The organism is Mediterraneibacter sp. HA8405, assembly GCF_056148955.1.
Genome location: NZ_CM148758.1, coordinates 25,809 through 51,242 on the forward strand (window position 1 = coordinate 25,809; position 25,434 = coordinate 51,242).

General features: G+C 47.7%; 24 protein-coding genes and 2 other annotated features. Of the genes, 4 read left to right on the forward strand and 20 right to left on the reverse strand.

Going from position 1 to position 25,434, the window contains the following annotated elements:
• The first annotated feature begins 2 nt into the window (after positions 1 to 2).
• On the forward strand, positions 3 to 1,226 hold the full coding sequence (locus AC0QUU_RS00110; RefSeq protein WP_474543741.1) for a 6-phosphofructokinase: 1,224 nt from the start codon (positions 3 to 5) through the stop codon (positions 1,224 to 1,226).
• Between the two features lie 156 nt (positions 1,227 to 1,382).
• Here AC0QUU_RS00110 and AC0QUU_RS00115 read toward each other — a convergent pair whose 3' ends face one another.
• The 10 genes from AC0QUU_RS00115 to AC0QUU_RS00160 form a co-directional block, all read right to left on the reverse strand.
• The gene (locus tag AC0QUU_RS00115; protein WP_474543743.1) at positions 1,383 to 1,901 is read right to left on the reverse strand and encodes a flavin reductase; all 519 of its coding nucleotides are present in this window, start codon (positions 1,899 to 1,901) and stop codon (positions 1,383 to 1,385) included.
• 110 nt (positions 1,902 to 2,011) lie between these two features.
• Complete coding sequence (tyrS, locus tag AC0QUU_RS00120; protein ID WP_474543745.1) at positions 2,012 to 3,235, reverse strand: tyrosine--tRNA ligase; 1,224 nt, start codon at positions 3,233 to 3,235, stop codon at positions 2,012 to 2,014.
• Positions 3,236 to 3,386: 151 nt separating this feature from the next.
• Positions 3,387 to 3,633 (reverse strand) — a binding site (T-box leader).
• 265 nt (positions 3,634 to 3,898) lie between these two features.
• On the reverse strand, positions 3,899 to 5,218 hold the full coding sequence (locus AC0QUU_RS00125) for a transposase (protein ID WP_474543747.1): 1,320 nt from the start codon (positions 5,216 to 5,218) through the stop codon (positions 3,899 to 3,901).
• Between the two features lie 182 nt (positions 5,219 to 5,400).
• On the reverse strand, positions 5,401 to 6,189 hold the full coding sequence (locus tag AC0QUU_RS00130; protein WP_474543749.1) for a copper homeostasis protein CutC: 789 nt from the start codon (positions 6,187 to 6,189) through the stop codon (positions 5,401 to 5,403).
• An 82-nt stretch (positions 6,190 to 6,271) separates the two neighbouring features.
• A complete protein-coding gene (gene nagB, locus AC0QUU_RS00135) occupies positions 6,272 to 7,003 on the reverse strand; it encodes a glucosamine-6-phosphate deaminase (protein WP_474543751.1) in 732 nt (243 codons plus the stop codon).
• A gap of 259 nt (positions 7,004 to 7,262) precedes the next feature.
• A complete protein-coding gene (gene truA, locus AC0QUU_RS00140; RefSeq protein WP_474543753.1) occupies positions 7,263 to 8,003 on the reverse strand; it encodes a tRNA pseudouridine(38-40) synthase TruA in 741 nt (246 codons plus the stop codon).
• Between the two features lie 47 nt (positions 8,004 to 8,050).
• Positions 8,051 to 8,875 (reverse strand): energy-coupling factor transporter transmembrane component T family protein, encoded by an 825-nt coding sequence (locus AC0QUU_RS00145; protein WP_474543755.1) that lies wholly within the window; start codon positions 8,873 to 8,875, stop codon positions 8,051 to 8,053.
• Positions 8,868 to 9,716: an energy-coupling factor transporter ATPase gene (locus AC0QUU_RS00150; RefSeq protein WP_474543757.1), complete on the reverse strand. Its 849-nt coding sequence runs from the start codon at positions 9,714 to 9,716 to the stop codon at positions 8,868 to 8,870. The genes AC0QUU_RS00145 and AC0QUU_RS00150 overlap by 8 nt, the downstream gene beginning before the upstream one ends.
• A complete protein-coding gene (locus AC0QUU_RS00155) occupies positions 9,701 to 10,552 on the reverse strand; it encodes an energy-coupling factor transporter ATPase (protein ID WP_474545488.1) in 852 nt (283 codons plus the stop codon). Before AC0QUU_RS00155 ends, AC0QUU_RS00150 begins: the two co-directional genes overlap by 16 nt.
• A 174-nt stretch (positions 10,553 to 10,726) precedes the next feature.
• On the reverse strand, positions 10,727 to 11,605 hold the full coding sequence (locus AC0QUU_RS00160; RefSeq protein ID WP_474543758.1) for a YitT family protein: 879 nt from the start codon (positions 11,603 to 11,605) through the stop codon (positions 10,727 to 10,729).
• Between the two features lie 199 nt (positions 11,606 to 11,804).
• Here AC0QUU_RS00160 and AC0QUU_RS00165 point away from each other — a divergent pair, with 199 nt between their 5' ends.
• Complete coding sequence (locus tag AC0QUU_RS00165; RefSeq protein ID WP_474543760.1) at positions 11,805 to 12,242, forward strand: MarR family winged helix-turn-helix transcriptional regulator; 438 nt, start codon at positions 11,805 to 11,807, stop codon at positions 12,240 to 12,242.
• 21 nt (positions 12,243 to 12,263) lie between these two features.
• Positions 12,264 to 13,610, forward strand: a complete 1,347-nt coding sequence (locus tag AC0QUU_RS00170; protein WP_474543762.1) for an MATE family efflux transporter — start codon at positions 12,264 to 12,266, stop codon at positions 13,608 to 13,610.
• Between the two features lie 358 nt (positions 13,611 to 13,968).
• Here AC0QUU_RS00170 and AC0QUU_RS00175 read toward each other — a convergent pair whose 3' ends face one another.
• The 9 genes from AC0QUU_RS00175 to AC0QUU_RS00215 form a co-directional block, all read right to left on the reverse strand.
• Positions 13,969 to 14,202 carry a hypothetical protein gene (locus AC0QUU_RS00175; RefSeq protein ID WP_474543764.1) on the reverse strand — a complete coding sequence of 78 codons (234 nt, stop codon included), beginning with the start codon at positions 14,200 to 14,202 and terminating at the stop codon, positions 13,969 to 13,971.
• A 44-nt stretch (positions 14,203 to 14,246) separates the two neighbouring features.
• On the reverse strand, positions 14,247 to 14,660 hold the full coding sequence (locus AC0QUU_RS00180; protein WP_474543766.1) for a hypothetical protein: 414 nt from the start codon (positions 14,658 to 14,660) through the stop codon (positions 14,247 to 14,249).
• 328 nt (positions 14,661 to 14,988) lie between these two features.
• Positions 14,989 to 16,182 (reverse strand): elongation factor Tu, encoded by a 1,194-nt coding sequence (gene tuf / locus AC0QUU_RS00185; RefSeq protein ID WP_474543767.1) that lies wholly within the window; start codon positions 16,180 to 16,182, stop codon positions 14,989 to 14,991.
• Between the two features lie 118 nt (positions 16,183 to 16,300).
• On the reverse strand, positions 16,301 to 18,418 hold the full coding sequence (fusA, locus tag AC0QUU_RS00190) for an elongation factor G (RefSeq protein ID WP_474543769.1): 2,118 nt from the start codon (positions 18,416 to 18,418) through the stop codon (positions 16,301 to 16,303).
• Positions 18,419 to 18,439: 21 nt separating this feature from the next.
• Positions 18,440 to 18,910, reverse strand: a complete 471-nt coding sequence (gene rpsG, locus AC0QUU_RS00195; protein ID WP_009243127.1) for a 30S ribosomal protein S7 — start codon at positions 18,908 to 18,910, stop codon at positions 18,440 to 18,442.
• A 184-nt stretch (positions 18,911 to 19,094) separates the two neighbouring features.
• Positions 19,095 to 19,517 carry a 30S ribosomal protein S12 gene (gene rpsL, locus AC0QUU_RS00200; protein WP_087150353.1) on the reverse strand — a complete coding sequence of 141 codons (423 nt, stop codon included), beginning with the start codon at positions 19,515 to 19,517 and terminating at the stop codon, positions 19,095 to 19,097.
• A gap of 242 nt (positions 19,518 to 19,759) precedes the next feature.
• Positions 19,760 to 21,202: a proline--tRNA ligase gene (proS, locus tag AC0QUU_RS00205; protein WP_474543772.1), complete on the reverse strand. Its 1,443-nt coding sequence runs from the start codon at positions 21,200 to 21,202 to the stop codon at positions 19,760 to 19,762.
• An 87-nt stretch (positions 21,203 to 21,289) separates the two neighbouring features.
• Positions 21,290 to 21,555, reverse strand: a binding site (T-box leader).
• A 120-nt stretch (positions 21,556 to 21,675) separates the two neighbouring features.
• Complete coding sequence (locus tag AC0QUU_RS00210) at positions 21,676 to 22,815, reverse strand: toxic anion resistance protein (RefSeq protein ID WP_474543774.1); 1,140 nt, start codon at positions 22,813 to 22,815, stop codon at positions 21,676 to 21,678.
• A gap of 58 nt (positions 22,816 to 22,873) precedes the next feature.
• Positions 22,874 to 24,157: a 5-bromo-4-chloroindolyl phosphate hydrolysis family protein gene (locus tag AC0QUU_RS00215; RefSeq protein ID WP_474543776.1), complete on the reverse strand. Its 1,284-nt coding sequence runs from the start codon at positions 24,155 to 24,157 to the stop codon at positions 22,874 to 22,876.
• A gap of 108 nt (positions 24,158 to 24,265) precedes the next feature.
• Between AC0QUU_RS00215 and AC0QUU_RS00220 the strand changes: the two genes are divergently transcribed.
• Positions 24,266 to 24,964 (forward strand): RluA family pseudouridine synthase, encoded by a 699-nt coding sequence (locus AC0QUU_RS00220; protein ID WP_474543778.1) that lies wholly within the window; start codon positions 24,266 to 24,268, stop codon positions 24,962 to 24,964.
• Between the two features lie 77 nt (positions 24,965 to 25,041).
• On the opposite strand, the gene spoVG is transcribed toward AC0QUU_RS00220, so the two are convergent.
• Positions 25,042 to 25,329, reverse strand: coding sequence for a septation regulator SpoVG (gene spoVG / locus AC0QUU_RS00225; RefSeq protein ID WP_474543780.1), 288 nt, complete (start codon positions 25,327 to 25,329; stop codon positions 25,042 to 25,044).
• Positions 25,330 to 25,434 lie beyond the last annotated feature (105 nt).

Genomic DNA, 25,434 nt, shown 5'->3' on the forward strand with positions numbered 1-25,434 from the left:
ACATGAAGAAAAATGTAATCGTCGGACAGTCCGGCGGACCAACAGCAGTGATCAATGCAAGCCTGTACGGAGTTGTCTCCGAAGCGCTTAAGAGAAGCGATTCCTTTGACAAAGTATATGGCATGGTAAACGGAATTGAAGGCTTCCTGAACGGCCATATCATGGATATGAAACCGCTGGAAGAAAGCGGAGAACTGGAACTGGTAAAGACAACTCCCGGCTCCTATCTGGGTTCCTGCCGCTACAAACTTCCCGAAGATCTGAGCGATGAAGTGTATCCGGCCCTTTTCAGCAGATTTGAAGAGTACGGTATCGGCTACTTCTTCTACATCGGAGGCAATGACTCCATGGATACAGTAAGCAAGCTTTCCCGCTACGCAGAAGGCATTCAGAGCGATATCCGCTTTATCGGCGTTCCGAAAACCATCGACAATGATCTGGTGCTCACCGACCACACACCGGGATTCGGAAGCGCGGCAAAATATGTGGCTTCCACCGTTCGCGAAGTGGCAGTGGACGCATCTGTATATGACAACAAAAAGTCAGTTACCATCGTGGAAATCATGGGACGCCACGCAGGATGGCTCACCGCAGCCAGCGTCCTGGCCCGCAAATTTGAAGGGGACAATCCGGTGCTGATCTATCTTCCGGAAACCGCCTTTGACCAGGAGACATTTATCTCCCAGGTACAGGACGCTCTGGAAAAAGTATCCAACCTGGTTGTCTGCATCTCCGAGGGAATCAACGACGGCAAGGGAACTTTCGTCTGCGAGCTTGCCAGCGACGTGGGTGTGGACAACTTCGGTCACAAGATGCTCACCGGATCCGGTAAATATCTGGAAAACCTGGTAAAAGCACGCCTGGGCGTTAAGGTTCGCTCCATTGAGCTCAACGTCTGCCAGCGCTGCTCTTCCTCCATGCTTTCCGCCGCGGACCATCAGGAGGCCATCGGAGCAGGCGCTTACGGCGTACAGGCCGCACTTGCAGGCGAGACCGGAAAGATGATCTCCTTTAAGCGGATCGACGGCGATACATACAAGATGGAATATGCTACAGAAGACGTGAACCAGATCTGCAATCAGGAAAAAACAGTTCCTCTGGACTGGATCACAAACAACGGCTCCGACATCGGCCAGGCCTTTATCGACTATGCTCTTCCACTTGTTCAGGGCAGCGTAGAAGTTCCCGAAGAAAACGGCCTTCCGAAATTCGCGTACCGGAAATAGATTTCTGTATAACCGGGAAAATCTGTATAAGCAGACTATATACCAGAAAAAAGACTATACCAGAAAAAGGAAGCCGGCTTTCTCCTGAAAAGCCGCTTCCTTTTTTCCATTTTCCCGGATCCCGGGTCTTCTGCCCTGTGTTTCTCCGGACAATTCTTATTTCCCGGCGTCCTCTTTCACCAGAACTTTCTCGATGGACGCCATGTACATCACATGATAATCCTTATCCGGATACCATTTTCCGTCAATCCAGTCCTCGGTAAAATACTCCGGTCCCATTGGCTGAGCATACATTTTTCTGCAGACAAAGATCATATCTGCCTCTTCAAATGCTGTTGTTCCATCTGTATAATACGGAGTCAGTCCGGCTTCTTTTTCCTTATCGCAGTCCCGGCCTGATTTTGTGCCGCATATATTCAGAGCGCCGCGGTGATCCGCGGAATAAAAAGACACTGTAAACAGTTCACCCGCATCCACAAATTCTTTTGTATATCTCTGGGGACGGAGGTATACGCTTACTACATTTTTGCCCCACATAACGCCCATGGCGCCCCAGCTTGCAGTCATGGTATTGTGCTTTTTCTCGTCGCCGGCTGTGACCAGCATCCATTCTTTTCCGATTTTTGTAAAGGGATTGAACTGAAGCTCCTCTGCTTTGATTTCACGAAATGCCATAATATCTCCTCCTGTCTGTGCATTTTATGTCTCTGCTTTTTATATCTCTGCTTTTTACGTCAGCGCCGGCATCCGGGCGTCTGTCCCTGTATGCCGGCGCTGAAACGCTATTATTTTGCTATAACTCTTCGGAAGTTTTTCTTTCCTTTTTTGAGAATGACTCCGTCTCCTGAAAGCGCGTCTTTTGTGTAAGATGCACTGATGTCGGTTACCTTCTCACCGTCCACGGTAACGCCGCCCTGCTGTACGGCACGTCTTGCCTCAGATCTTGACGGCACCAGACCGCTTCTGGAAAGCATGGATAAAATATCAATGCTGCCATCTTTGAAATCTTCCTCTGTCAGCTCTGCTGTTGGCATCTCTGCCGCATTTCCCTGGCTGAACAGCGCACGTGCGCTTTCCTGGGCTTTCTTCGCTTCTTCCTCGCCGTGTACCAGCTTGGTCAGCTCAAATGCCAGGATTTCTTTTGCCGTATTCAGCTGCGCTCCTTCCCAGGAATCCATCTTATCGATCTCTTCAAGCGGAAGGAAGGTAAGCATGCGGATACATTTCAGCACATCGGCGTCAGCCACATTTCTCCAGTACTGGTAGAAGTCGAAAGGAGAAGTCTTCTCCGGGTCAAGCCATACAGCGCCGGACTGGGTTTTTCCCATCTTCTTTCCTTCTGAGTTGAGAAGCAGGGTTATCGTCATAGCGCCTGCATCCTTGCCCAGTTTTCTGCGGATCAGTTCTGTTCCGGCAAGCATGTTGCTCCACTGATCGTCTCCGCCGAACTGCAGGTTGCAGCCGTATTTCTGGAACAATGCGTAGAAGTCATATGCCTGCATGATCATGTAGTTGAACTCAAGAAAGCTCAATCCTCTCTCCATCCTCTGCTTGTAGCACTCTGCGGCAAGCATTCTGTTAACAGAAAAATGTGGGCCCACTTCTCTGAGCAGTTCAATATAATTCAGATCCAGCAGCCAGTCCGCGTTATTTACCATAAGAGCTTTGCCCTCGGAAAAATCGATAAACCTGCTCATCTGCTTTTTGAAACAGTCACAGTTGTGCTGAATCTGCTCCGGTGTCATCATGCTTCGCATGTCTGTCCTTCCGGAAGGATCTCCGATATATCCCGTGCCGCCGCCGATCAGCGCGATCGGCTTATTGCCCGCCTCCTGCAGACGCTTCATCAGACACAGAGCCATAAAATGGCCTACATGAAGGCTGTCCGCCGTAGGGTCAAAGCCGATATAAAAAACAGCCTTTCCATTATTAACAAGCTCCCGGATTTCCTCCTCATCCGTAACCTGGGCGATCAGCCCTCTCGCCTGAAGTTCTTCGTAAATTCCCATCTTCTTTCTCTCCTTTTCTTGTTTTCCCGTTTGTGATTTTCCAAAATGTCAGACAACTTCGCTGAAAGGGGACGGACCCCTTTGAAAAAGGGTCCGTCCCCTTTCGCCGAAGTCGTCTGACGTAACAAAAAATCCGTCCTTACTGTCTGACAATAAGGACGGATATAACCGCGGTACCACCTTGTTTTCCGGGCAGCTCACACTGTCCGGCTCTGTAAGTGCCTAAATCAGCACTCTGTGCGGTAACGTGCACTCACGTCACAGCCTACTGGTCAATAAACTGATTTTCGGTGTGAAGCTCCGGGATGTATTCACAAAACCGTATCATGCGCCTCTCATCAGCCGGCTGCTTTCTGTTTTCGCGGTATTCTGCTACTTCTTCCCTTCACAGCGTTTGTTTTATATTTCTGTTCTTACAGAGAGATATTAGACTATCCCCCGCCGTTTGTCAAGCCTGTTTTCTCTTTGTCAGTTTTAAACGGTAAAAATATATTTACCTGCCATATGCCAATGAATTTCTAAGAAAAAATAAGTTATCCACAACACTGGTTTTTCTTCCGAACTTATTCACTTTTAAGGCCCTGATGACCGAATTTCCTCTTTTTGTAGATAATTCAGTTCATTTTCCTCTTGGCAGGCACCACTTCCTTTGCTATACTTATCTCAGTTGAATGACTGTGTATTTTCATCAACTGGGAATATATCTTCTTTTGTTAGTTGCCGTCCAAAGCTGGCTAACAAATCAGAAGATATATTTTTTTGCTTCTTTTTGATCCCATTCTTCTCCAGATAATAATACTCATACAACTGTTTCACAAAATCCGAGATCTGTGCCATCAGATAATGGTTCTTCTGCGCCTGGTCATCCCAGCTGCATGTATGGGTAATGCTTCCCTGCCAGTTCTTCTGCCGGTTAAATCCTTCATTCTCTATCTTCCAGCGCTTTCTTCCCGTTTCCGCCATCTTTTCCGCATTCCCTTTGGTAATCCTTATGCTGCTCAGCCATTGGAATTCTGTTGTTTCTCCAGCCTTTTCTTCCCGATATCTTAATACGTGTACCGGTTTGCCATCATAATCAATATCATTCACGAATTCGGCTTTCTCTGTTTTCCCTTTTTCCGGTATCTTTTCGTATTCTTCCGCTATGCTCGGAATACTTCCCTTTTTATACCGGATCAGGAATTCCCACTTATATTCCCTGCACAGATCCATAACCGGTTTTGATGCATACAGACTGTCTGCCAGCAGCAGGATCGGCAGCCGGGGAAATCTTTTCTTGATCCGTCCTGCCAATCGGGTAAATGCTTTGGTCTCACAATCCTGTTTGATCTCCTCCGCACTCATTTTTTCCTGGCGTTTCCGGTCTTCCCCGTTATTCTCGATGAATTCACTCCCTATACTGGCTACCAGCTTTTCTCCAAAGAAGATCTTCGCCTCCAGCACATCCCGGTGATACAGTGTGATCTCTTTGTCTGTTCCCTTATTACAGCACCGTTCCCGACAATGCTCATTCAGTTTTCTCTGTCCGCAGTATAGCTGTGTCCCATCCACTATGATCAGCCATTTTTTCTTATATCTTGCATCCTCAAAGCATCGTCTCCGGATCAGATGATACACCAGGTCCTGCTTGATTTCTTCCAACTCCATAGGAGCAAGCCTTTCCAGATACTCATTCTCTGTTACATGATGGGGAACGTATTCCCCGGCTTTTTCCCCTATAAATGCAGACAGATTTTTAGAAACCGTCTCTTCATTAAACTGTTCTGTCATCTCCTGCATACTGTCAATCCCCGCGATTCCCTTATAATATAAAGTCCCCAGCATCATCCGGTTTGTATATGTGATATAGCTCGGATGTCGGGGATCCTTTGTTTGGGCAAACTTCCAAAACAGCTGACTATAATATCTGTTTTGGATTTTATTAAGTTCTCTAATTGGATTTTTTTCAAGTTTCTTTTGTATTCTCTGTTCTTTTCTTCCCATTTCAGCCTCACCGCGAAAAAATTTTTTGTAATAATTCTATTTTCGCAGTGAAGCTGTGTATTTTCAATAGATTTAGTGCGAATTATTTTTACCTGTCAAAGCTGTCTCTTTGTCTGTTCTTTCTTTTACCGTTCTTTTCGTCTGATTTTATTTTTGTTTCAGACCCATACCGCCGGATAAATTCAGCCGGATTCTGTCAGATGACTGAGGATATGGGACGCAGCTCTGACATTTGCCTCATCAGTCTGCCAGATTTTATATTCATCAAATCCCGGCAGCCCCATGGGCACCCCTTCCCTGCGAAAGAGCATTCTGCTCTCTTTCACGGTTTTTCCTGACATATGAAAAGATCTCACTCCGGTAAATGCCGCAAGATCCGGAATCGTCTCCGGTCCGATTCCCGCGCCGGCCAGTATCTCGATTTTCCCTTCCGCCTTTTTTATCAGCTCTGCCAGCAGAAATCTCCCCTCCCATGCGGACGCTCTCTGTCCGCTGGTCAGGATTGTATTAATCCCCAGTTTTCTGCACTGCTCCAGCGCTTCAAAAGGATCCCGGCACACGTCAAAAGCCCGGTGCATGGTTATCTTCATGCCTTGGGCCAGATGTACCATCTCATCCATCTGCTCCATATCCAGCGTTCCGTCAGGATTAAGGCTGCCGATTACAACTCCGTCAGCTCCCAGTTCCCGAAACATCTGCACTTCCTCCTTCAGCACATCCTGTTCATATCTGCTGTAACAGAAATCGCCGAATCTGGGGCGCAGAAGAACACGTACCTCAAGATCTGTATATCTGCGGACCTGGCGGAAAAGAGCCGCGCCCGGCGATGTGCCTCCGATAATCAAATCAGAGCACAATTCTATCCGGTCTGCTCCTCCTGTCTGTGCCGCAATTGCAGACTCTACACTGTCTGCGCACACTTCCAGCACACAGCGATGATTCTCATACCTGCCTTTTTCTGTCGTCTCCATCCGTTCCCTTCTCCTGTTTCAGGCTTTTCATATCTTTACTGTGCCGGCCCGTTTCTTTACTTCCCTGTTCCGGACATTCTTTCTATTTAGGGCACTTTGACAGTGCGGCGCTGTCTGCGATTACAACAACATCACTGTGGAACTGAAGAATGGAAGCCGGCATTTCCGGCGTCACCGGGCCAAAGAACGCTTGTGCAACCGCGTCTGCTTTATCTTCTCCGCTGGCAATCAAAAGGATCTTTTTTGCCTTCATAATCGTTCCGATTCCCATGGAAACTGCCTGTTTGGGCACATCATCCGCGGATGCAAAGAATCTCTTGTTCGCCTCAATAGTGCTCTCTGTCAGATCAACGCAGTGCGTCATCTTATCAAAAATATCTGACGGTTCATTAAAACCAATATGTCCGTTGCGCCCGATTCCCAGAAGCTGAATATCCACACCTCCCAGTGAACGGATCAGTTTCTCATATCTTTCGCACTCTGCGTCAATATCTTCCGCCATGCCGTCCGGCACATTTGTATTTGCCGGATCAATATTGACACGGTCAAAAAGATGGCTGTGCATAAAATAATAATAGCTCTGGTCATTCTCATGATCCAGCCCGATATACTCATCCAGATTAACTGTTTTTACCTCAGCAAAATTCAGGTCTCCTCTGTTGTATCCTTCCACAAGCTGATCATATGTACCGATGGGCGAAGAACCGGTTGCAAGCCCCAGTACGCAGTCCGGTTTCAGAATAATCTGTGCCGCCAGGATATTGGCCGCTTTTCTGCTCATGTCCTGATAATCATTTGCCTCATAGATTCTCATATCTTTTTTCCTCCTCAAATTACATATTCGTGCATTCTGCAGCCTGTCAGCATGTACCGCTGTCCGCACAGCGCCGGCGCTGGCTTCTGCCCGTCCCCGCTTACGTTCAAAGTTCCCCGGTCCCTGTATCTGTGCCTGATCCGCCCTGCCTGAAGACTGCATCCAACTAAATTTATACTAACAATATTATGAACAAATAGCAAGCAAAAGAAGGGCAAATCCGCCCAACCGGAAATATCCGGCATGGGATAATATGCTTTTATTCCTCATACCGGATATCCTTTAATATAAGTCCTCTGGCCGGAGCCGTTGCAGCCGCTTTTCCACGGTCTGCCGACTCCAGAATTTCTTTTATTCTTTCCGGCGGCCATGCGCCTCTCCCCACATTGATCAGAGTTCCCGCTATAATGCGCACCATATTGTAGAGGAACCCGTTCCCGCTGATCCGAAGCGTAATAATATCGCCGTCTCTTTCAATCGTAATATCATAGATCGTACGCACCGTACTTTTTACATTCGTGTGAATACTGCAGAAACTTTTAAAATCATGTTCTCCCCGAAGATAGCCCGCCGCCTCTCTCATTGCCTCCGGATTCAGCGGATAAGACACGTGAAATGTCGTAAATCTGCGCACCGGATCCGGCATCTCACGGTTGAGAATCCGGTACTCATAAGTCTTTACCGAATCCTGGTAACGGGGATGCCAGTTTTCCGGCACTTCCTCCGATTTTACAACTACAATGTCCTCCGGAAGGAACCGGTTTACCGCATATGCAATCCGCTCCGGAGGGATGCCGGTTTTTGTATCAAACACTGCCACATTCCCTTCTGCATGTACCCCTGCATCTGTCCGGCTGGCGCCGATTACTTTAATCTCCTCGCCTGTCAGCTGCGACAGAGCCGCGTTTAATACTTCTTCCACAGTTATACCGTTTGGCTGCACCTGCCATCCACAGTAGCCTGTACCGTCATAGGCAACTGTCAGTCTGATTCTCTTCATAATCTTTGCTCTCCCCGTCTCCGCAGATACACATCTGTACCAGCCCGTCAGAAAATCCACAGCTTAAATGGAACAAATCTGCCCACAACAAAAATAACTACCATATAAAGGATCGTCGCAGCATAAGCTGCCCGGTCTCTTCCATGATATTTCAGCGGTTTCATCTTGGTCCGTCCCTCACCGCCGTGATAGCAGCGGGCCTCCATTGCCATTGCCAGATCATTTGCCCGACGGAACGCAGACACAAACAAAGGCACCAGGATGGGAATCATGGCCCTGGCTCTCTGGATCAGATTGCCTGACTCAAAATCCGCTCCCCTGGCCATCTGGGCCTTCATAATCTTATCCGTTTCCTCCAGAAGAATCGGAATAAACCGCAGGGCGATGGACATCATCATGGCCACCTCATGGACCGGAACACGGATCTTGTTCAGCGGATGAAGCAGCTTCTCGATTCCGTCTGTCAGACCGTTCGGTGTAGTGGTAAATGTCATGATGGAAGATCCTGCAACCAGATACATCAGCCTCACTGCCATGAAAACCGATGTCCGCAGACCGCCTTCCGTAATTGTGATTATCCAGAAATGAACCAGAGTCTCCCCGCCTCTTGTAAGCAGCAGATTCATGACCACTGTAAAAAGAAGCAGAATTACAACAGGTTTCAGCCCTTTGACAATGTACTTCAACGGCACTTTTGACAGATGTATGACTGTCCCCAGAAAGGCTGTGGCAACAACATATCCCAGAAGGCTGTTCTGTATAAATAAGGATATCAGAAAAAGCAGGGTACAGACAATCTTCACCCTGGGATCCAGTCTGTGGATCCGGCTTTCTGCCGGATAATACTGTCCGATTGTAATATCTCTAACCATGTAAACTCCTCATTATCTCATCTGCCGCCTCCTGAATCGTAGTTGCATCCGGAGATACCGAAAAACCTCTCTCCTTCAGGTCGTGCATCACATAGGTTACCTGGGGCGCCGCAAGCCCCACTTTTTCCAGTTCTTTATAGTGGGAAAATACTTCCCGGGGCGTCCCGTCCAGCATCACTTCTCCCCGGTTCATCACAATAATCCGCTCCACATACCGGGCAATATCTTCCATACTGTGCGACACAAGGATTACTGTCATTCCGGTCTCTTTGTGGAGATGTTCCACCTGATCCAGTATCTCGTCGCGCCCTTTCGGATCCAGACCGGCCGTAGGCTCATCCAGCACCAGCACCTTCGGATGCATGGCAAGAATGCCTGCTATTGCCACCCGGCGTTTCTGCCCTCCGGACAGCTCAAAGGGGGACTGTTTATAATATTTTTCCGGAAAACCCACCAGATCCAGCGCCCACCGGGCATTCCGCTCACATTCCTCCTGGGACAGGCCCTGATTTTTCGGACCGAAACATACATCGGTAATAACATCCACTTCAAAAAGCTGATACTCCGGATATTGAAATACAAGCCCCACCTGTCCTCTCAGCTTTCGCATATCATAGCCCTCTTCATATATGCTGCGTCCGTCATAGTACACCGTTCCCGACGTAGCTTTAATCAGTCCGTTCAGATGCTGAATCAGGGTGGATTTTCCGGAACCGGTATGTCCGATAATTCCCACAAACTGTCCCTGGGGGATCTCAAGATTTACATCTTTCAGCGCGCGCTTCTCATAAGCCGTCCCCTCACTGTATACATAATTCACGTGTTCTAACTTAATTGACATAATGCTTCCACCAATTCTTCCCTTCTCAGGATACCCCGGGGCAGGTCAAGCCCCCGGTTTCTCAGTTCCTCTGCCAGCATGGTAACCTGGGGCACATCCATCCGGTACCGCTTCAGCTCGTCCACCCGGCTGAAGATTTCCCGGGGTGTACCGTGCATAACAATATGCCCGTCATCCATAACAAACACCTGATCCGCGTCAGTCACTTCTTCCATATAATGGGTAATCAGAATAACTGTAACATTTTTTTTCTTCTGCAGCTTTTCTACCGCATCAATAACCTCCCGCCGTCCATTTGGATCCAGCATTGCAGTAGGTTCATCCAGGACAATGCACTTTGGTTCCATGGCAATGACTCCGGCTATGGCAACCCTCTGCTTCTGTCCGCCGGACAGTTTGTTCGGAGAATGAGTACGGTACTCCAGCATTCCTACCGCACGCAGACTGTCCTCCACCCGCTTCCAGATCTCGTCTGCAGGCACGCCCAGATTTTCCGGGCCGAATCCCACATCTTCTTCTACTACAGTTCCGATAATCTGGTTGTCCGGGTTCTGGAAAACCATGCCGGCGGTCTGTCTTACATTCCACAGCTCTGCCGGATCTTTCGTGTCCCGGCCGTCCACCCACATAGTTCCGCCTGTGGGAACAAGAATCGCATTCATGTGCTTGGCCAGGGTAGATTTCCCTGAGCCGTTGTGTCCCAGTATGGCCACGAAAGAGCCCTGGGGCACATCAATATTCACACCGTCAATAGCGCGGTTTGTCCCTATGATGTTGCCTTCCTCATCACGCTTGTCATATTCATATATGAGATTTTCGGAATGTATCATTTCCATCGGTTTATCCGACCTCCGTTCTATCTGACTGACACCTGCCGGCTGTTCGATATGGCTGACTGCAGTCCATTGCATTTTATTTTACGGCATGAGACAGCATTTTTCAACCCCGGATATAGAGCCTCATAAATTAAAAAGCAAAAGCATCTTTTTCAGACACTTCTGCTTTCTTTTCTATATTTTCTTCCCCATAAACCCTTCTCCGAACACCTCACTTGTCTCGGTAAACATAAGAAATGCGCTTTCGTCCACCTCAAGCACTGCATTTTTTACCCGATATGCCTCCGACTTGGAGCAGGCGCACAGAAGCACCTCCCTGCTCTCTCCTGTATAACTTCCCGTTCCCCTGACAATCGTCACTCCCCGCTCTGTTACTTCACTGATCTGACGCGCCGCCGCTTTTCCTCTGCCTGTTATTATAATTGCCAGCGTTCCCGCCGCAATTCCATACAGAATCTTATCTACAACGATAGTAGAAACGGCTGTCGATGCCACTCCATAGAGCACGGAGTCCACGTCTCCGAAAGCCGGCCAGCCGAGCGCGATAATTACAACATCTATAATCATGGTAATTACCCCCAGGGAAAAATAGGGCTTCTTTTTTTTCACTACCATTGCTACAAAGTCAATCCCCCCGGATGAAGAACCGTGCATATAAAACAAAGCCATTCCTGCCCCGAGACACGCGCCGGAATACACAGCCGCCAGAATCCGATGCCCCCGGTAAATGGGAAACGCAGGGAATATAATGTCCAGAAATAATGTGGAAATAAGCATACTGACAGCGGTTTTCAGCAGAAATCCCCTCCCGATTACCCTGTAGCTGATCACTGCAAGAGGAACATTCAGAAGAAGGGTTGTAAGCCCCAGAGGAACTCCCCAGAGGTGATTCAGGATCAAAGACAGACCGGAGATCCCGCCCGGCGCGAAATCCGCGTTTTTCGCAAAAGTCCAGATACCGGCAGCATACAGAATACTGCCGGCAATATCATAAAGAATATCCGCCGCAATCCGCCCGGCTCTTTTTGTATTTCTGCTGATCTCTGTTTTCATAGCGTCCCCCGCTGAATACATAATAAAAATTATAAGCCAGAATCAGAATATGTATATTACTGAAATTTTATACGGGAACTTTTCAAACAGTGCTCCGGCAATTTCCCCCGCCGCATCAGACTTCTATTCTTGCGCATTGACTTTTATCCGAAATCGGATTAAAATGCATATACCATGTTTCGAAATAAAGGAGAATGCTATGCGAGAACATCTGTCCGCAGCTATGGAGCTTTTCAATCAGCTTTATAAAGAAATTGATGAAATCTATCATATTTACGCAAAAAAATGTAACCTGTCCGACTCGGCCCTGTGGCTTTTTTATTCCCTGTATGAAAGCAGCGAGCCTCTCACTCAGACTGCGCTCTGCGCTGCCTGGCACTATCCGCCCCAGACCATTAATTCGCTGCTGAAAAAAATGGAACGGCAGGGATATCTGGTTCTGGCTCCTGCCAGCGGCAGTCAGAAAACCAAAGTTATCCTTCTGACAAAACAGGGGCAGAAACTCATGGACGATGTTATCTCTCCCCTGATTCTGGCAGAAAACAGAGCTCTGCAGAACCTGACGGGGGAGGAGCAGCGCGCTCTTCTTGAATTAACCGGGAAATACTCCGCCTGTCTGCAGAAAGAAATTCACTAATCAAAGCACAAGAGGTATTATATGGATTCAACAAAGCTTTTTACTCAAACGCATCCGGTAAAACTTTTCTTTACCGCGTCCATTCCGGGCGCCGTCAGCATGCTGGCGTCTTCCCTTTATCAGACACTGGACGGAGTTTTTGTGGGGCAGTTTATCGGTCCGACTGCTTTTGCCGCCATAAACCTTGCCATGCCCTTTGTAATCATCAATTTCTCTCTGGCAGATCTGATCGGCGTTGGTTCTTCTGTCCCTATTGCCATCAGTCTGGGGGAGAAGAAAAAGGAACGGGCTGACAACATTTTCACCTGTGCCTGCCTTCTCATTTTGCTGACCGGCATCCTGATCGGAGCCGCCATGTATCTGGCAGCACCTCTTCTGATCCGCCTTATGGGCGCGGAAGGCACATTTGCCGGCCAGGCCGTCCAGTATCTGCGGGTCTATGCGGTCTGCTCCCCAGGCACCACCATAGTCTTTGCTCTGGACAACTATCTGCGGATCTGCGGCTACATCCGTGGCAGCATGTTCCTCAATATTTTCATGTCCCTTTTATGCGGACTGCTGGAAATTCTGTTTCTGGACGCATTTGGCTGGGGCGTGTGGGCAGCGGCACTTGCAGGATGTACCGGCATGTTTATCTGCGCGCTGATTGCTCTTATCCCGTTTTTCCGCGGAAAAGCGCTGCTGCGCTTCTGCCGTCCCCGTTTTCACCTGCAGATGTTCCGCCAGATACTGAGCTGCGGCAGCCCCAATTTTCTTAACAATATCGCGGGAAGGATTACATCTATACTGATGAACGCCATCCTGGTGCGGCTGGGCGGCACTATGGCAGTCTCTGTATATGGGATCCTGATGTTTGCAGACGGATTCATCCAGCCCCTCCTCTATGGCATGTGCGATTCTCTGCAGCCTGCTGTAGGCTATAACTGGGGCGCCCGTAAATTTTCCCGCGTACGGGCCATTGAACGCTGCTGTTTTCTGGCAAGCGCTTTTATCTCTGTTCTGTCAGCTCTGGTACTCTTCATTGCGCCGGAACAGATTACCCGGCTGTTTGTTCCGTCACCCGATCCGGAACTTCTGGCTCTGGCCGTTACGGCACTGCAGCTGTTTTCCATAACATATCTCACCCGGTGGTTTTCCTTTGCCACCCAGAGCTATATGCTGGCAGTAGAAAAACCTCTCCCGGCCACGCTGATCTCTGTGTCAACCGCGCTGATCTTTCCGGTGATCCTGATCGGCGTCTTCTGGCCGCTGGGTCTTACAGGTCTGTGGATTAACATGGCTGGCACCTCTCTTCTGGCAGCGCTGCTGTCAGCAGTAATACTGAGGAAACTGCGGCAGGAACTCCATCAGCCGGATACGGCAGGCTAAAACTAAAAATAATTTGCTGTTTTAAAGACAAAATGAGGAAAGATATCTCTGTAATCTGAAATATCTTTCCTCTTTTACTTTCAAATAAAATTTTCATATTCAACCGGATATTCGCAATCTGCTTATCCATAACCGAACAGCCGCTTCGCTGCTTCCTGTCAGCAGCCGATCAGCAGATTCAAGGCAACAAATGCCGCTGCAATTAATGCAGACCTTCCTCCCCAGACGAAGCTGAGACTTTCTCCCTGTCGCCTGGCCTGTCTGTATTTATCGAACAAATGCATTCCTAATATTATAGCCGCAAAAAATCTTAAAATATCTCCCGTCATCCTGTCTGCTCCTTTACATATGTTTCCTTCTATAAAAGAATACCATATGTTTCAGGTCTGTACAGAATTCCTGGAAGAATTAAAAAAATATTAAGAAAACCCACTGTCCCTGCTGCTCCTGCCGAAATATTTATTTTCTGGAAATCCTTTGTTATTTTGAAACTGTTTATTTTCCTGCTGCACTTTTCCTTTTCAAAAATTTCATTTTTTATCCAATCTACGTCTGCAGCATTTACATATGCGGCGCCTTCATAGACAAACATGTCTATACTATGATTATTTGAATATAACTGCTCCGGAGTCGCCTCTAATGTATACTATTGAATCCTATAAACTCATCCCACAATTCATCATAGTTACTGAACTCATAATATGTATCGCCAATCTTAAAATATCGTCCCGGACTGATTGTCAGCGTTTCTTCATCTGTAAAATAAAGTGTGTAATAAGAAACTGCTCCATTTGATAATGCTTCTCTTTCATCCACGGCATTACCCAGTTCCACCTGATTCAACAGATCGATAAAACTGCTGTTTTCACTTTCTGAAAGAGAATATGAAAATCCTCCGTCCTGCCCGCCTGTAGTTCCTGTATGTTCGATTTTATCGATCTCAGCTATGTCAATACTCGCCAGATCAATATCCGGCTCCTGTTTCCCGCAGCCTGACAATATATTAAAAGACAGGAACAATGTGAGCCAAACAGTTCTGATTTTTCTCATTTCGTAACACCTCCTGGACATTCAGCAGAGAGTTAAATCGCAATCATTTTTTCTTACATTATACACTGTACCCGGAACCCTGTAAATTAGAACAACGCAGACACTTTCGATTGATTTATAAACGCAGACACTTTCGATTGATTTACTGCTTTTAATTTTGTTATTAAACTGTTATCATAAACATACTTCAGACTAAGTATCGATGTGGCTATTTTCTATATATTCGTCATTGCTTTCCCAATTTCCTAATTATTTTATATACTACAAAACCCCAGAAACCGAAGTCTCTGGGGTTGTATTCGCATCAATATTCTGTTATCAGATATGATTACTCGATGATGGAAGCAACTGTACCTGATCCTACTGTACGGCCACCCTCACGGATAGCGAATCTCAGACCTTCTTCCATAGCTACCGGGTGGATCAGTTCAACTGTCATTGTAACGTGATCTCCAGGCATGCACATCTCTGTGCCTTCCGGAAGCTCGCAAACACCTGTTACGTCTGTTGTTCTGAAGTAGAACTGCGGACGATAGTTGTTGAAGAACGGTGTATGACGGCCACCCTCATCTTTTGTCAGAACGTAAACCTGGCATGTGAATTTTGTATGGCATGTAACTGTACCCGGTTTGATAAGAACCTGTCCTCTTTCGATCTCTGTTCTCTGAACACCACGAAGAAGAGCACCGATGTTATCACCTGCGCGAGCCTCATCGAGCAGTTTACGGAACATCTCGATACCTGTTACAACTGTCTTCTTAACATCCTCATGGATACCGATGATTTCTACTTCATCAGAAATGTGAAGTGTACCACGCTCTACTCTACCTGTAGCAACTGTACCACGTCCTGTGATAGAGAATACGTCCTCTACCGGCATCAGGAACGGCTTATCTGTATCACGCTCCGGAGTCGGAATCCACTCGTCAACAGCGTCCATGAGCTCCATGATCTTGTCGCCCCACTCGCTGTCCGGATCTTCAAGAGCTTTCAGAGCAGAACCCTGAATAACCGGTGTATCATCTCCCGGGAACTCATACTCGTTGAGAACCTCACGGATCTCCATCTCTACGAGTTCAAGCAGCTCTTCGTCGTCTACCATATCGCATTTGTTCATGAATACTACGATATACGGAACGTTAACCTGACGGGACAGAAGGATATGCTCTTTTGTCTGAGCCATAACACCGTCAGTAGCAGCAACTACAAGGATAGCGCCGTCCATCTGAGCAGCACCTGTGATCATGTTCTTAACGTAGTCGGCATGTCCCGGGCAGTCAACGTGTGCATAGTGACGATTCTCTGTCTCATACTCAACGTGTGCTGTAGAGATTGTGATTCCACGCTCTCTCTCTTCCGGAGCCTTATCGATGTTGTCGAAAGCAACCTCTGCATTACCAGATACTCTGTGAGAAAGTACTTTTGTAATAGCAGCTGTCAGAGTTGTTTTACCATGGTCAACGTGGCCGATTGTACCAATATTACAATGCGGTTTTGTTCTTTCAAATTTAGCTTTTGCCATTTTGAATGTCCTCCTTAAAAATATCGCCTGTTTTCAGGCATTTTACTTACTTCGATTTTACCCGGCTAAGTTTGATTATATTTCAAACCTAGCCGTTTTTCAAGCTTTTTTATATGATTTAATCATTTTTATTGGATAATACTTTTTCCTGTACAGACTTCGGTACCTGCTCGTATTTTTCGAAGAACATCGAGTAGTTACCACGTCCCTGTGTTCTGGAACGAAGATCTGTAGAATATCCGAACATCTCGGAAAGCGGAACGAATGCACGTACAATCTTTCCGCCGCCAAGGTCATCCATACCCTCGATACGTCCGCGGCGGGAGTTCAGGTCACCGATGATATCGCCCATATACTCTTCCGGCATTGTTACTTCAACCTTCATGATCGGCTCAAGCAGTACCGGAGCGCCCTGTTTCATAGCATCCTTAAATGCAAGAGAACCAGCGATATGGAACGCCATCTCGGAAGAGTCGACCTCATGGTAGGATCCGTCGTAGCAGTTCGCGTGAACGCCTACTACCGGGAATCCTCCGAGGATACCGGACTTCATAGCGTCCTGGATACCTTCGTCTACAGCCGGGATGTATTCCTTCGGAATAGATCCTCCGACAACAGTGGACTCAAATGAGTATGTCTCCTCACCGTTTGCATCCATTGGCTCGAATTTAACTTTACAGTGTCCGTACTGTCCGCGTCCACCGGACTGTTTTGCATATTTGCTGTCGATATCCGCAGGTTTGGTAATTGTCTCTTTGTAAGCAACCTGAGGTGCGCCTACGTTGGCCTCTACCTTGAACTCACGGAGAAGACGGTCAACAATAATCTCCAGATGAAGCTCGCCCATACCGGCGATAATCGTCTGTCCTGTCTCCTGGTTTGTATGAGCACGGAATGTCGGGTCTTCTTCTGCAAGTTTTGCAAGAGATTCACCAAGTTTGCCCTGAGAAGCCTTTGTCTTCGGCTCAATGGCAAGCTCGATAACCGGATCCGGGAATTCCATGGACTCAAGGATTACCGGATGCTGCTCGTCACAGATTGTATCTCCGGTTGTGGAGAATTTAAATCCGATTGCAGCAGCAATATCTCCTGAATAAACTTTGTCCAGCTCTGCACGGTGATTTGCGTGCATCTGAAGGATACGTCCGACACGTTCCTTTTTGCCTTTTGTTGCATTCAGAACATAAGAACCTGAGTTCATTGTTCCTGAATAAACCCTGAAGTAAGCAAGTTTACCTACAAACGGGTCTGTCATGATCTTGAATACGAGAGCGGAGAACGGCTCTTCGTCTGAAGAGTGTCTCTCTACTTCGTTACCGTCATCGTCAACACCCTTAATAGCCGGTATATCTGTCGGAGCAGGCATGAATTCAAGAATCGCGTCCAGAAGTTTCTGAACACCTTTATTTCTGTATGCAGAACCGCAGCAAACCGGAACAGCTGTACATTCACATGTAGCTTTTCTCAGCACTGCTTTCATTGCATCTACGGACGGCTCCTCGCCCTCCAGGTATTCCATCATCAGATCGTCGTCCAATTCGCAGATTTTCTCTACAAGCTCTGTGTGGTACAGTTCAGCCTCATCCTGCATTTCTTCCGGGATGTCGCATACTGTAATATCATCACCCTTATCATCATTATAGATATAAGCCTGCATCTCGAACAGGTCGATAATACCTTTGAATTCGTCTTCTTTTCCGATCGGGAGCTGAAGACAGATAGCATTTTTCCCAAGTCTTGTCTTGATCTGATCTACTGCGTTGTAGAAATCAGCTCCAAGAATGTCCATCTTGTTGATGAATGCCATTCTCGGTACATTGTACGTATCAGCCTGACGCCATACGTTCTCTGACTGAGGCTCAACACCGCCCTTCGCACAGAAAACGCCGACAGCGCCGTCCAGTACACGAAGTGAACGCTCAACCTCTACAGTAAAGTCAACGTGTCCCGGAGTATCAATGATATTGATACGGTGCTCCTGGGCTCCCGGCTTCGGTTTTGTTTTCTCTTCCAGAGTCCAGTGGCATGTGGTAGCGGCTGATGTGATCGTGATACCTCTTTCCTGCTCCTGCTCCATCCAGTCCATGGTAGCAGTACCCTCATGAGTATCACCAATCTTATAGTTAACACCGGTATAGTAGAGAATACGCTCTGTCAGTGTAGTCTTACCTGCATCAATATGCGCCATGATACCGATGTTTCTGGTTCTCTCTAATGGATATTCTCTTCCAGCCAAGGTTTTTTCCTCCTAAGATAATTAGAAACGATAGTGAGCAAACGCCTTGTTTGCCTCTGCCATCTTGTGCATATCTTCTTTTCTCTTCACAGCTCCGCCTGTGTTGTTTGCTGCGTCAAGAATCTCATTTGCCAGCCTTTCTTCCATTGTCTTCTCGCCTCTCTGACGGGAGTACATTGTCAGCCAGCGAAGAGCGAGCGCCTGGCGTCTGTCGGCACGAACCTCGATCGGCACCTGGTATGTTGCACCGCCGATACGTCTTGCCTTAACTTCCAGAACCGGCATCATGTTGTTCATAGCTTCCTCGAACACCTCGATTGCCGGCTTCTCAGCCTTTGCTTCAACTCTCTCAAATGCGCCGTATACAATTTTCTGTGCTACGCCTTTCTTACCATCCAGCATGATGTTGTTGATAAGTTTGGTAACAACTTTATTGTTGTATATCGGATCCGCTAATACATCTCTTTTCTGAGTATGTCCTTTACGTGGCACGGTCCTTCCCTCCTTAATCATATTTTCCGGTCAAACCGGGATTAATTCATCGGTACTCACATGTGTCTTTCTATGGAATCGCATTTCATGTGCTCGCGGCCGCGGGACTCTATTTATAGATGTTTAATCCGCAACCTTACGATAATCATAGTTCTGTTTGTGATACGATTTAACTATCAGTTACTTATTTCTTTGCGTCTTTCGGTCTCTTAGCGCCGTATTTTGAACGCGCCTGACGTCTCTTCGCAACACCTGCTGTATCCAGTGTACCACGGATGATGTGGTATCTTGTACCAGGCAGGTCCTTAACTCTTCCTCCACGGATCATAACAACGCTATGCTCCTGAAGGTTGTGTCCCTCGCCCGGAATGTAGCTTGTTACTTCGATTCCGTTAGAAAGACGAACTCTGGCGATCTTTCTCAGAGCTGAGTTAGGCTTCTTCGGTGTAGCAGTCTTAACAGCTGTGCAGACACCTCTCTTCTGCGGTGAAGATGTGTTTGTCGCACGTTTTCTCAGAGAGTTGTATCCTTTCTGAAGTGCCGGTGCTGTAGACTTTTTCTCAGAAGTCTGACGTCCTTTTCTAACTAACTGGTTAAATGTTGGCATTCCTTTTCACCTCCTATGAATTATTCGTTTCCCCACGGGCTATTCCGTGAGGGGCTGCGGATAATTATATGTCATTATCCTTTTTCGCACACGAAAATAAGGATGCATTTTCATGCACGCCTGATCATTTTATTACGTTTAATATGGAAAGTCAAGGGATTTTACAATGATTTGAAAATTTCAGACAATATGGGCGAAAGGGGACAGTCCCCTTTCGCCCATATTGTCTGAATATTCGGATTTTAATATGCTCTTCCCCAGTATACCATGTGTTTCGCCGGTTTGCCGCAGCATACGCACACATCGGAAAGATGTTCTTCCTCCATGGGAATGCATCTGGATGTGACCCCGCCCGTCTGAGCCTTGATCTCATCCTCGCATTCTTCCTCGCCGCACCACATGGCTTTGACGAAACCTTTCTTATTCTGAACGGCATCTTTCATCTCGTCCATTGTAACAGCTGTGCTGATATGATCATCAAGAAATGCTTTTGCTTTCGCATACAGGTCTTTCTGAATTGTCTCCAGGATCTCTCCCAGCTTTTCAGCAATCTCATCAATGGCAACAACGATCTTTTCTCTTGTATCGCGGCGGACAACTACGACCTGTCCGTTCTCGATATCTTTCGGTCCGATTTCAATACGGGTGGGAATGCCAAGCATCTCCTGCTCGCTGAATTTCCAGCCCGGGCTCTTCTCGGAATCATCGATCTTCGCGCGGTATCCTGCTGCCTTCAGAGCATCCAGCAGCTCATTCGCCTTATCCAGCACGCCTTCTTTATGCTGGGCGATCGGAATGACTCTTGTCTGCACAGGCGCGATTCTGGGCGGAAGCACCAGACCGCTGTCATCACCGTGTACCATGATGATAGCTCCGATAATTCTTGTGGACAGTCCCCAGGATGTCTCATATACACTGTGCAGTTCGTTATTCTTGTCTGCGTATTTGATATTAAACGCATCCGGGAATGCATTCCCGAAGAAATGGCTGGTGGCAGACTGCAGCGCCTGTCCGTCATGCATCAGTGCCTCGATTGTATAGGTATCCTGTGCTCCGGCAAACTTCTCGCTGTCTGTCTTTCTTCCCGCCACAACCGGAATCGCCAGATCTTCCTCCACAAAGCTCTTATATACTTCCCACATCATTTTCGTACGCTCTTCTGCTTCCTCATATGTGGCATGGATGGTGTGCCCCTCCTGCCACAGGAATTCTCTGGAACGCAGAAACGGTCTTGTGGTCTTCTCCCAGCGAAGAACGGAGCACCACTGGTTCCATACTTTCGGCAAATCGCGGTAGGACTGCACCGTTTTGCTCCACACATCGCAGAACAGCGTCTCAGATGTGGGTCGGATACAGAAGCGCTCCTGCAGCGGCTCCATACCGCCGTGGGTCACCCATGCAACCTCCGGCGCAAAACCTTCAATATGATCCTTCTCTTTCTGAAGCAGACTCTCCGGGATCAATACCGGAAGATATACATTTTCCACTCCTGTGTCTTTAAATCTTTTGTCCAGATCCGCCTGAATATTCTCCCACAGAGCATATCCGTTCGGCAGATAATTCAGACATCCTTTCACTCCTGAGTAGTCGCACAGTTTTGCCTCACGAACAACGTCTGTATACCACTGAGCGAAGTCTTCATCTCTTGAAGTGATTGACTGTACCAGCTTCTTTTCCTTTGCCATCTTCTCTTCTCCTTTACCGCATTCTTGTATTTCTAAATGCGTTCTTTCAAAAAACAACGAACGCCGGGACATCTGAAGTCCCTCACAGCAAGGGACCGGATATCCCGGCGGTACCACCCTAATTAACATTATACTTAAAATCGTCTGCCACAGTGCCTGTCCGCAAATATGCACACTGCCGGCACAGATCCTCTGTATCCTGTTCACTCTTTATCCCTTAACGCAGAATATACGCTGCACTTTCATGCAGAAGCTCCCGGGCCGGTTCTATACAGTCCTGCAAAAGGCTTGCACCATCCGCCTTCTCTCTGTGGCATTTTCTCATATATACTAATCCCGTTCATCGCCCGCCCTACTCATACTGTAAAGCATATTCCGCCAGTATCTGGCGTTAAATGTGATTCTAACGAAAAAGAGCCGTTCTGTCAAGCATGCAGGCATCCCTTTTTGCTTCGCTGCCGTTCTTCACTGCTTCAGCCCTGTATTTCCAGCAGTTTTTTCTTCAGCTCCTGCTCCATATTACGCAGTTCCGCTTCTGCTTCCTGCCGTTTCTGCCGGCCTTCTTTCTGTATATTCATCACCTCATCCAGGGTAGAGATAAGCGACTCATTTGTGGCTTTCAGCGTATCCATATCCACAATGCCCCGTTCAGACTCCCGGGCCGTTTCTGTGGTGGCCATTTTTAACTTCTCCGCGTTTTTTCTGAGCAGTTCATTTGTCATATCCGTCACCTGACGCTGCGCCGCCGCCGCCTGGGATGAGTGCTCCACTCCAAGAGCCAGCACCATCTGGCTTTTCCACAAAGGAATTGTATTAACAATCGTGGACTGAATCTTCTCTACCATTAATGTGTCGTTATTCTGAACAAGGCGGATCTGAGGCGCCGTCTGAATGGAAATCATTCTTGTCAGTTCCAGGTCATGAATCTTTTTTTCAAACCGGCTGCACATTGAGTCCAGATCTTTCGCGGCCTGGGCATCTTCAGGCAGGCCGGAAGTCCGCGCCTTTGCCGTCAGTTCCGCAAGCCGGGTATTTCTGACTTCCGCCAGTTTTTTCTTTCCCGCCAGAATGTACATGGACAGTTCTTTAAAATATGTGAGATTCAGCTCATACATCTTATCCAGCAGGGCTGTATCTTTCATAAGCTGTACCTGATGTTTTTCAAGCGCTTTGACAATCTGACTGACATTTTCCTCAGCTTTCGCATATTTGGCCTTCATGGCCTGAATTTTATTGGATGTCTTTTTGAAAAAACCGAAAAAACCTTTTTCTTCTTCCTCGTCAAAACTCTTCAGTTCTGTAACCACACCGGAAAGCAGCTCCCCTACTTCTCCCAGATCTTTTGATCTCACATTTTCCAGGGCAGACTCAGAAAAATCAGCCATCTTTTTCTGGGTTCCCGCCCCATACTGAAGCACCAGTGTGGAATTTGTCAGATCAATCTGACTGGCAAATGCGTCTACCTGTCTGCGTTCCTCTTCCGTAAGAATACTGTCATCCATCGCAGGATCTTCCTGCTGCTGAACTACCGGAGGTTTCTTCTCCTCCTGTGTCTGAAATGGATCCAATGTTAATGTAGGTGCTGTGTCCAGATCTTTAAATTCGCTGCCCATAATCTTAGCCTCCGTGATTGCATTTTCTTTTATTTTCAACTATTCTCAGCCTGTACTTTTACCGCTTCTTTTTCAGCCCGTCTTCAGTCAGCCCGTCCTGGGCCAGCATCATTTCAAGCACTGAAATATCTGACGATACATCCCATGAAGTATCCTGGAACAGATCGTCCAGCAGTTTCTCAAAAGCAGTATTCAGCGTATCTATTGTTTTTTCTATCTCCCGCCTGGATGACAGAATATTTTCTCCCTGAACAGGCTGGGCGTCCAGTTCCTCATAAGCTTCCAGAAGTTTGATCGTTGTGGGGAGATAGTATTCCATCAGCTTGCCGATATCGTCAACAGAATCCGGATTCTGCTCCACCCGGTCAAAAATACGGCCCACCAGCATTTCCATTCTTGATATCTTTGCCGAAATCTCCTCTCCGGGAATAGCGTCATTAGCCTCCCGGATCTTTCTCACATACTCATCTCCTGCCGCCAGAATTTTCTGCACCTCCGGGGAAAGCTTTTCATGTTCCTGCCGCGCTCTGGCATCAGCCGCGGCCTTTTCCTCCTTTTCCCTGCGCACCCGATCCATCAGGCTTGTATATTGTCTGTATGCATCATCACTGACCATCAGGCAGGTTTCCTGTTCATCCAGATGCCCCTGCCGGAACCATCCTTTTTTTATCATTCTTTTCAGATCTTTGATAACCGCCCTGGCCGACCGGCCCGTCCGTCCAGCCAGTTCTTTTATATCACAGTACTCCCTTTCCTGAAGAATCTTTACATATTGGCGGAAGCGGCCGGCTTCCGAGGACATCCCAAGTCCCGCGCCAAACATAACCGCAAACGCAATTGTAAAAATACCGATTGCAGCCGAACCAGCCACATTCAGCACATCCCATCCTGCAGCAATACTGCTGATTACTATGAACAGAAGAAACGCAATGCTGATAAGGCCGAACACCCCGCCTGTCACAGCCAGAAACGCACCCCCTATTCTGGCAGAAGTCCCTTTGAGATAAAGGGCGGAGCTTCTGCTTTTCACCTCTGTATTCCCTTTTCCATACTCACTTCCGCTGCCGGCGTATGCTGCCGTTCCAGCTGTCTCTCCGTACCGGTTCTGCCCGGCCTGATTCCAGTTTTCTGATCCGAATCCTCCGCCCGGACCGCAGCGTCCGGCGTCTCCCGGCTCTCTGTACCATCCGCCGTTATTCAGTCCCCGGGAAATCGTATTCATGGCCTGGCCTATGGTATCCGATACCGTCTGATTCAGCCTGCTGAAATCACGGGAATCCACAGCATTCTGTATTGTTCTGCGGATATCCTCACCAAATCTTTCCCATTCATTATTTATCATGGATTTCCTCCTTAAAGAGCTTGACTCCGAAATTCTTTTATATGATAATCAGTTTAGCCTCAGGCAGTAGAAAAGTCAAGATAAGCGAAAACGGAAAAGGAGAGGAAAATGGCACAGGTTATTTCACCGGAAATTATATATGAAGATTCAGATATTATTGTCTGCCGCAAGCCCGCCGGGCTTCCTACTCAGAGCGCGCGCATCCGTACACCGGATATGGTAAGTCTTCTTAAGACACGCCTGGCTTCCGGATCCAAAAAGCTTTCCTCTTCCCGCGGAGAGCCCTATCTGGCTGTCATTCACCGCCTTGATCAGCCGGTAGAAGGGCTGCTTGTATTTGCCAAGACTCCTGCTGCCGCAAAGAATCTAAATCAGCAGCTTACCTCCTCCGGTTTCGGAAAATACTACCGTGCCGTTGTCACCGGCATACCGGAACCTGCCGAGGGCATGCTGGAAAACTATATGATAAAAGACGGCCGCACCAATACCTCACGGGTCTGTACAAAGGATACTCCCGGCGCCAAGCCGGCACGGCTTCACTATCAGGTAAAAAAGAAATACGAAGAAACCGCCCCCGCCTCGGCGCTTGTTGAAATCCGGCTGGACACCGGGCGCCATCATCAGATCCGGGTGCAGATGGCGCATTTCGGACACCCGCTGGCAGGAGACAGAAAATACGGAAATCCGGTCCGTGAAAATTCACCTGCAGACAGCAAAAACGCAGAGCCCCTCAGGCTCTGCGCATACCGTCTTGAATTCCGCCATCCCCGGGACGGACGCAGGATGGTTTTTGAACTGCCGGAATAACGTCTGCAGCAATCGGGCTGCCGCATTAATGCGGCAGCCCGATACTTTTCCATATTTACTTTTTCCCGTCTTTTTATCTACATCTCGTCAACCAGAACCGGTTCTTCCGCTTCCAATGACTCTTCATATTTATTGAGAATTGTTGTCTGTATTCTTTCTCTTGTTCCTGAATTAATGGGATGAGCAATATCACGGTATTCCCCGTCCACTGCTTTTTTACTCGGCATTGCGATAAACAATCCTTTTTCGCCCTCTATCACCTTGATATCATGTACAACGAATTCATCATCAATCGTGATAGAAACGACAGCCTTTAATTTCCCCTCTTTTGCGACTTTGCGCACACGTACATCTGTTATCTGCATACTCTCAGGTCTCCTTTCTCCGGCCGCACTGCCTGTACAGGGCGCACATACCCAAACAGATTTTATCCTCCCTTTTTCGTGCGTCCTGCGGTTCTTTTTCCGAAC

Coding starts and splice junctions, on each gene's coding strand:
- proS (WP_474543772.1), bottom strand. CDS start 21,202: ATGGCAAAGGAAAAGAAGCTGGTACAGTCAATCACTTCAAGAGATGAA.
- rpsL (WP_087150353.1), bottom strand. CDS start 19,517: ATGCCAACATTTAACCAGTTAGTTAGAAAAGGACGTCAGACTTCTGAG.
- spoVG (WP_474543780.1), bottom strand. CDS start 25,329: ATGCAGATAACAGATGTACGTGTGCGCAAAGTCGCAAAAGAGGGGAAA.
- AC0QUU_RS00130 (WP_474543749.1), bottom strand. CDS start 6,189: ATGGAGACGACAGAAAAAGGCAGGTATGAGAATCATCGCTGTGTGCTG.
- AC0QUU_RS00150 (WP_474543757.1), bottom strand. CDS start 9,716: ATGTCAATTAAGTTAGAACACGTGAATTATGTATACAGTGAGGGGACG.
- tyrS (WP_474543745.1), bottom strand. CDS start 3,235: ATGGGAATTTACGAAGAACTTCAGGCGAGAGGGCTGATCGCCCAGGTT.
- AC0QUU_RS00125 (WP_474543747.1), bottom strand. CDS start 5,218: ATGGGAAGAAAAGAACAGAGAATACAAAAGAAACTTGAAAAAAATCCA.
- AC0QUU_RS00145 (WP_474543755.1), bottom strand. CDS start 8,875: ATGGTTAGAGATATTACAATCGGACAGTATTATCCGGCAGAAAGCCGG.
- tuf (WP_474543767.1), bottom strand. CDS start 16,182: ATGGCAAAAGCTAAATTTGAAAGAACAAAACCGCATTGTAATATTGGT.
- nagB (WP_474543751.1), bottom strand. CDS start 7,003: ATGAGAATCTATGAGGCAAATGATTATCAGGACATGAGCAGAAAAGCG.
- AC0QUU_RS00220 (WP_474543778.1), top strand. CDS start 24,266: ATGGCACAGGTTATTTCACCGGAAATTATATATGAAGATTCAGATATT.
- truA (WP_474543753.1), bottom strand. CDS start 8,003: ATGAAGAGAATCAGACTGACAGTTGCCTATGACGGTACAGGCTACTGT.
- AC0QUU_RS00155 (WP_474545488.1), bottom strand. CDS start 10,552: ATGGAAATGATACATTCCGAAAATCTCATATATGAATATGACAAGCGT.
- AC0QUU_RS00175 (WP_474543764.1), bottom strand. CDS start 14,202: ATGTTTGTCTATGAAGGCGCCGCATATGTAAATGCTGCAGACGTAGAT.
- AC0QUU_RS00170 (WP_474543762.1), top strand. CDS start 12,264: ATGGATTCAACAAAGCTTTTTACTCAAACGCATCCGGTAAAACTTTTC.
- AC0QUU_RS00115 (WP_474543743.1), bottom strand. CDS start 1,901: ATGGCATTTCGTGAAATCAAAGCAGAGGAGCTTCAGTTCAATCCCTTT.
- AC0QUU_RS00215 (WP_474543776.1), bottom strand. CDS start 24,157: ATGATAAATAATGAATGGGAAAGATTTGGTGAGGATATCCGCAGAACA.
- AC0QUU_RS00165 (WP_474543760.1), top strand. CDS start 11,805: ATGCGAGAACATCTGTCCGCAGCTATGGAGCTTTTCAATCAGCTTTAT.
- AC0QUU_RS00160 (WP_474543758.1), bottom strand. CDS start 11,605: ATGAAAACAGAGATCAGCAGAAATACAAAAAGAGCCGGGCGGATTGCG.
- AC0QUU_RS00180 (WP_474543766.1), bottom strand. CDS start 14,660: ATGAGAAAAATCAGAACTGTTTGGCTCACATTGTTCCTGTCTTTTAAT.
- AC0QUU_RS00110 (WP_474543741.1), top strand. CDS start 3: ATGAAGAAAAATGTAATCGTCGGACAGTCCGGCGGACCAACAGCAGTG.
- AC0QUU_RS00210 (WP_474543774.1), bottom strand. CDS start 22,815: ATGGGCAGCGAATTTAAAGATCTGGACACAGCACCTACATTAACATTG.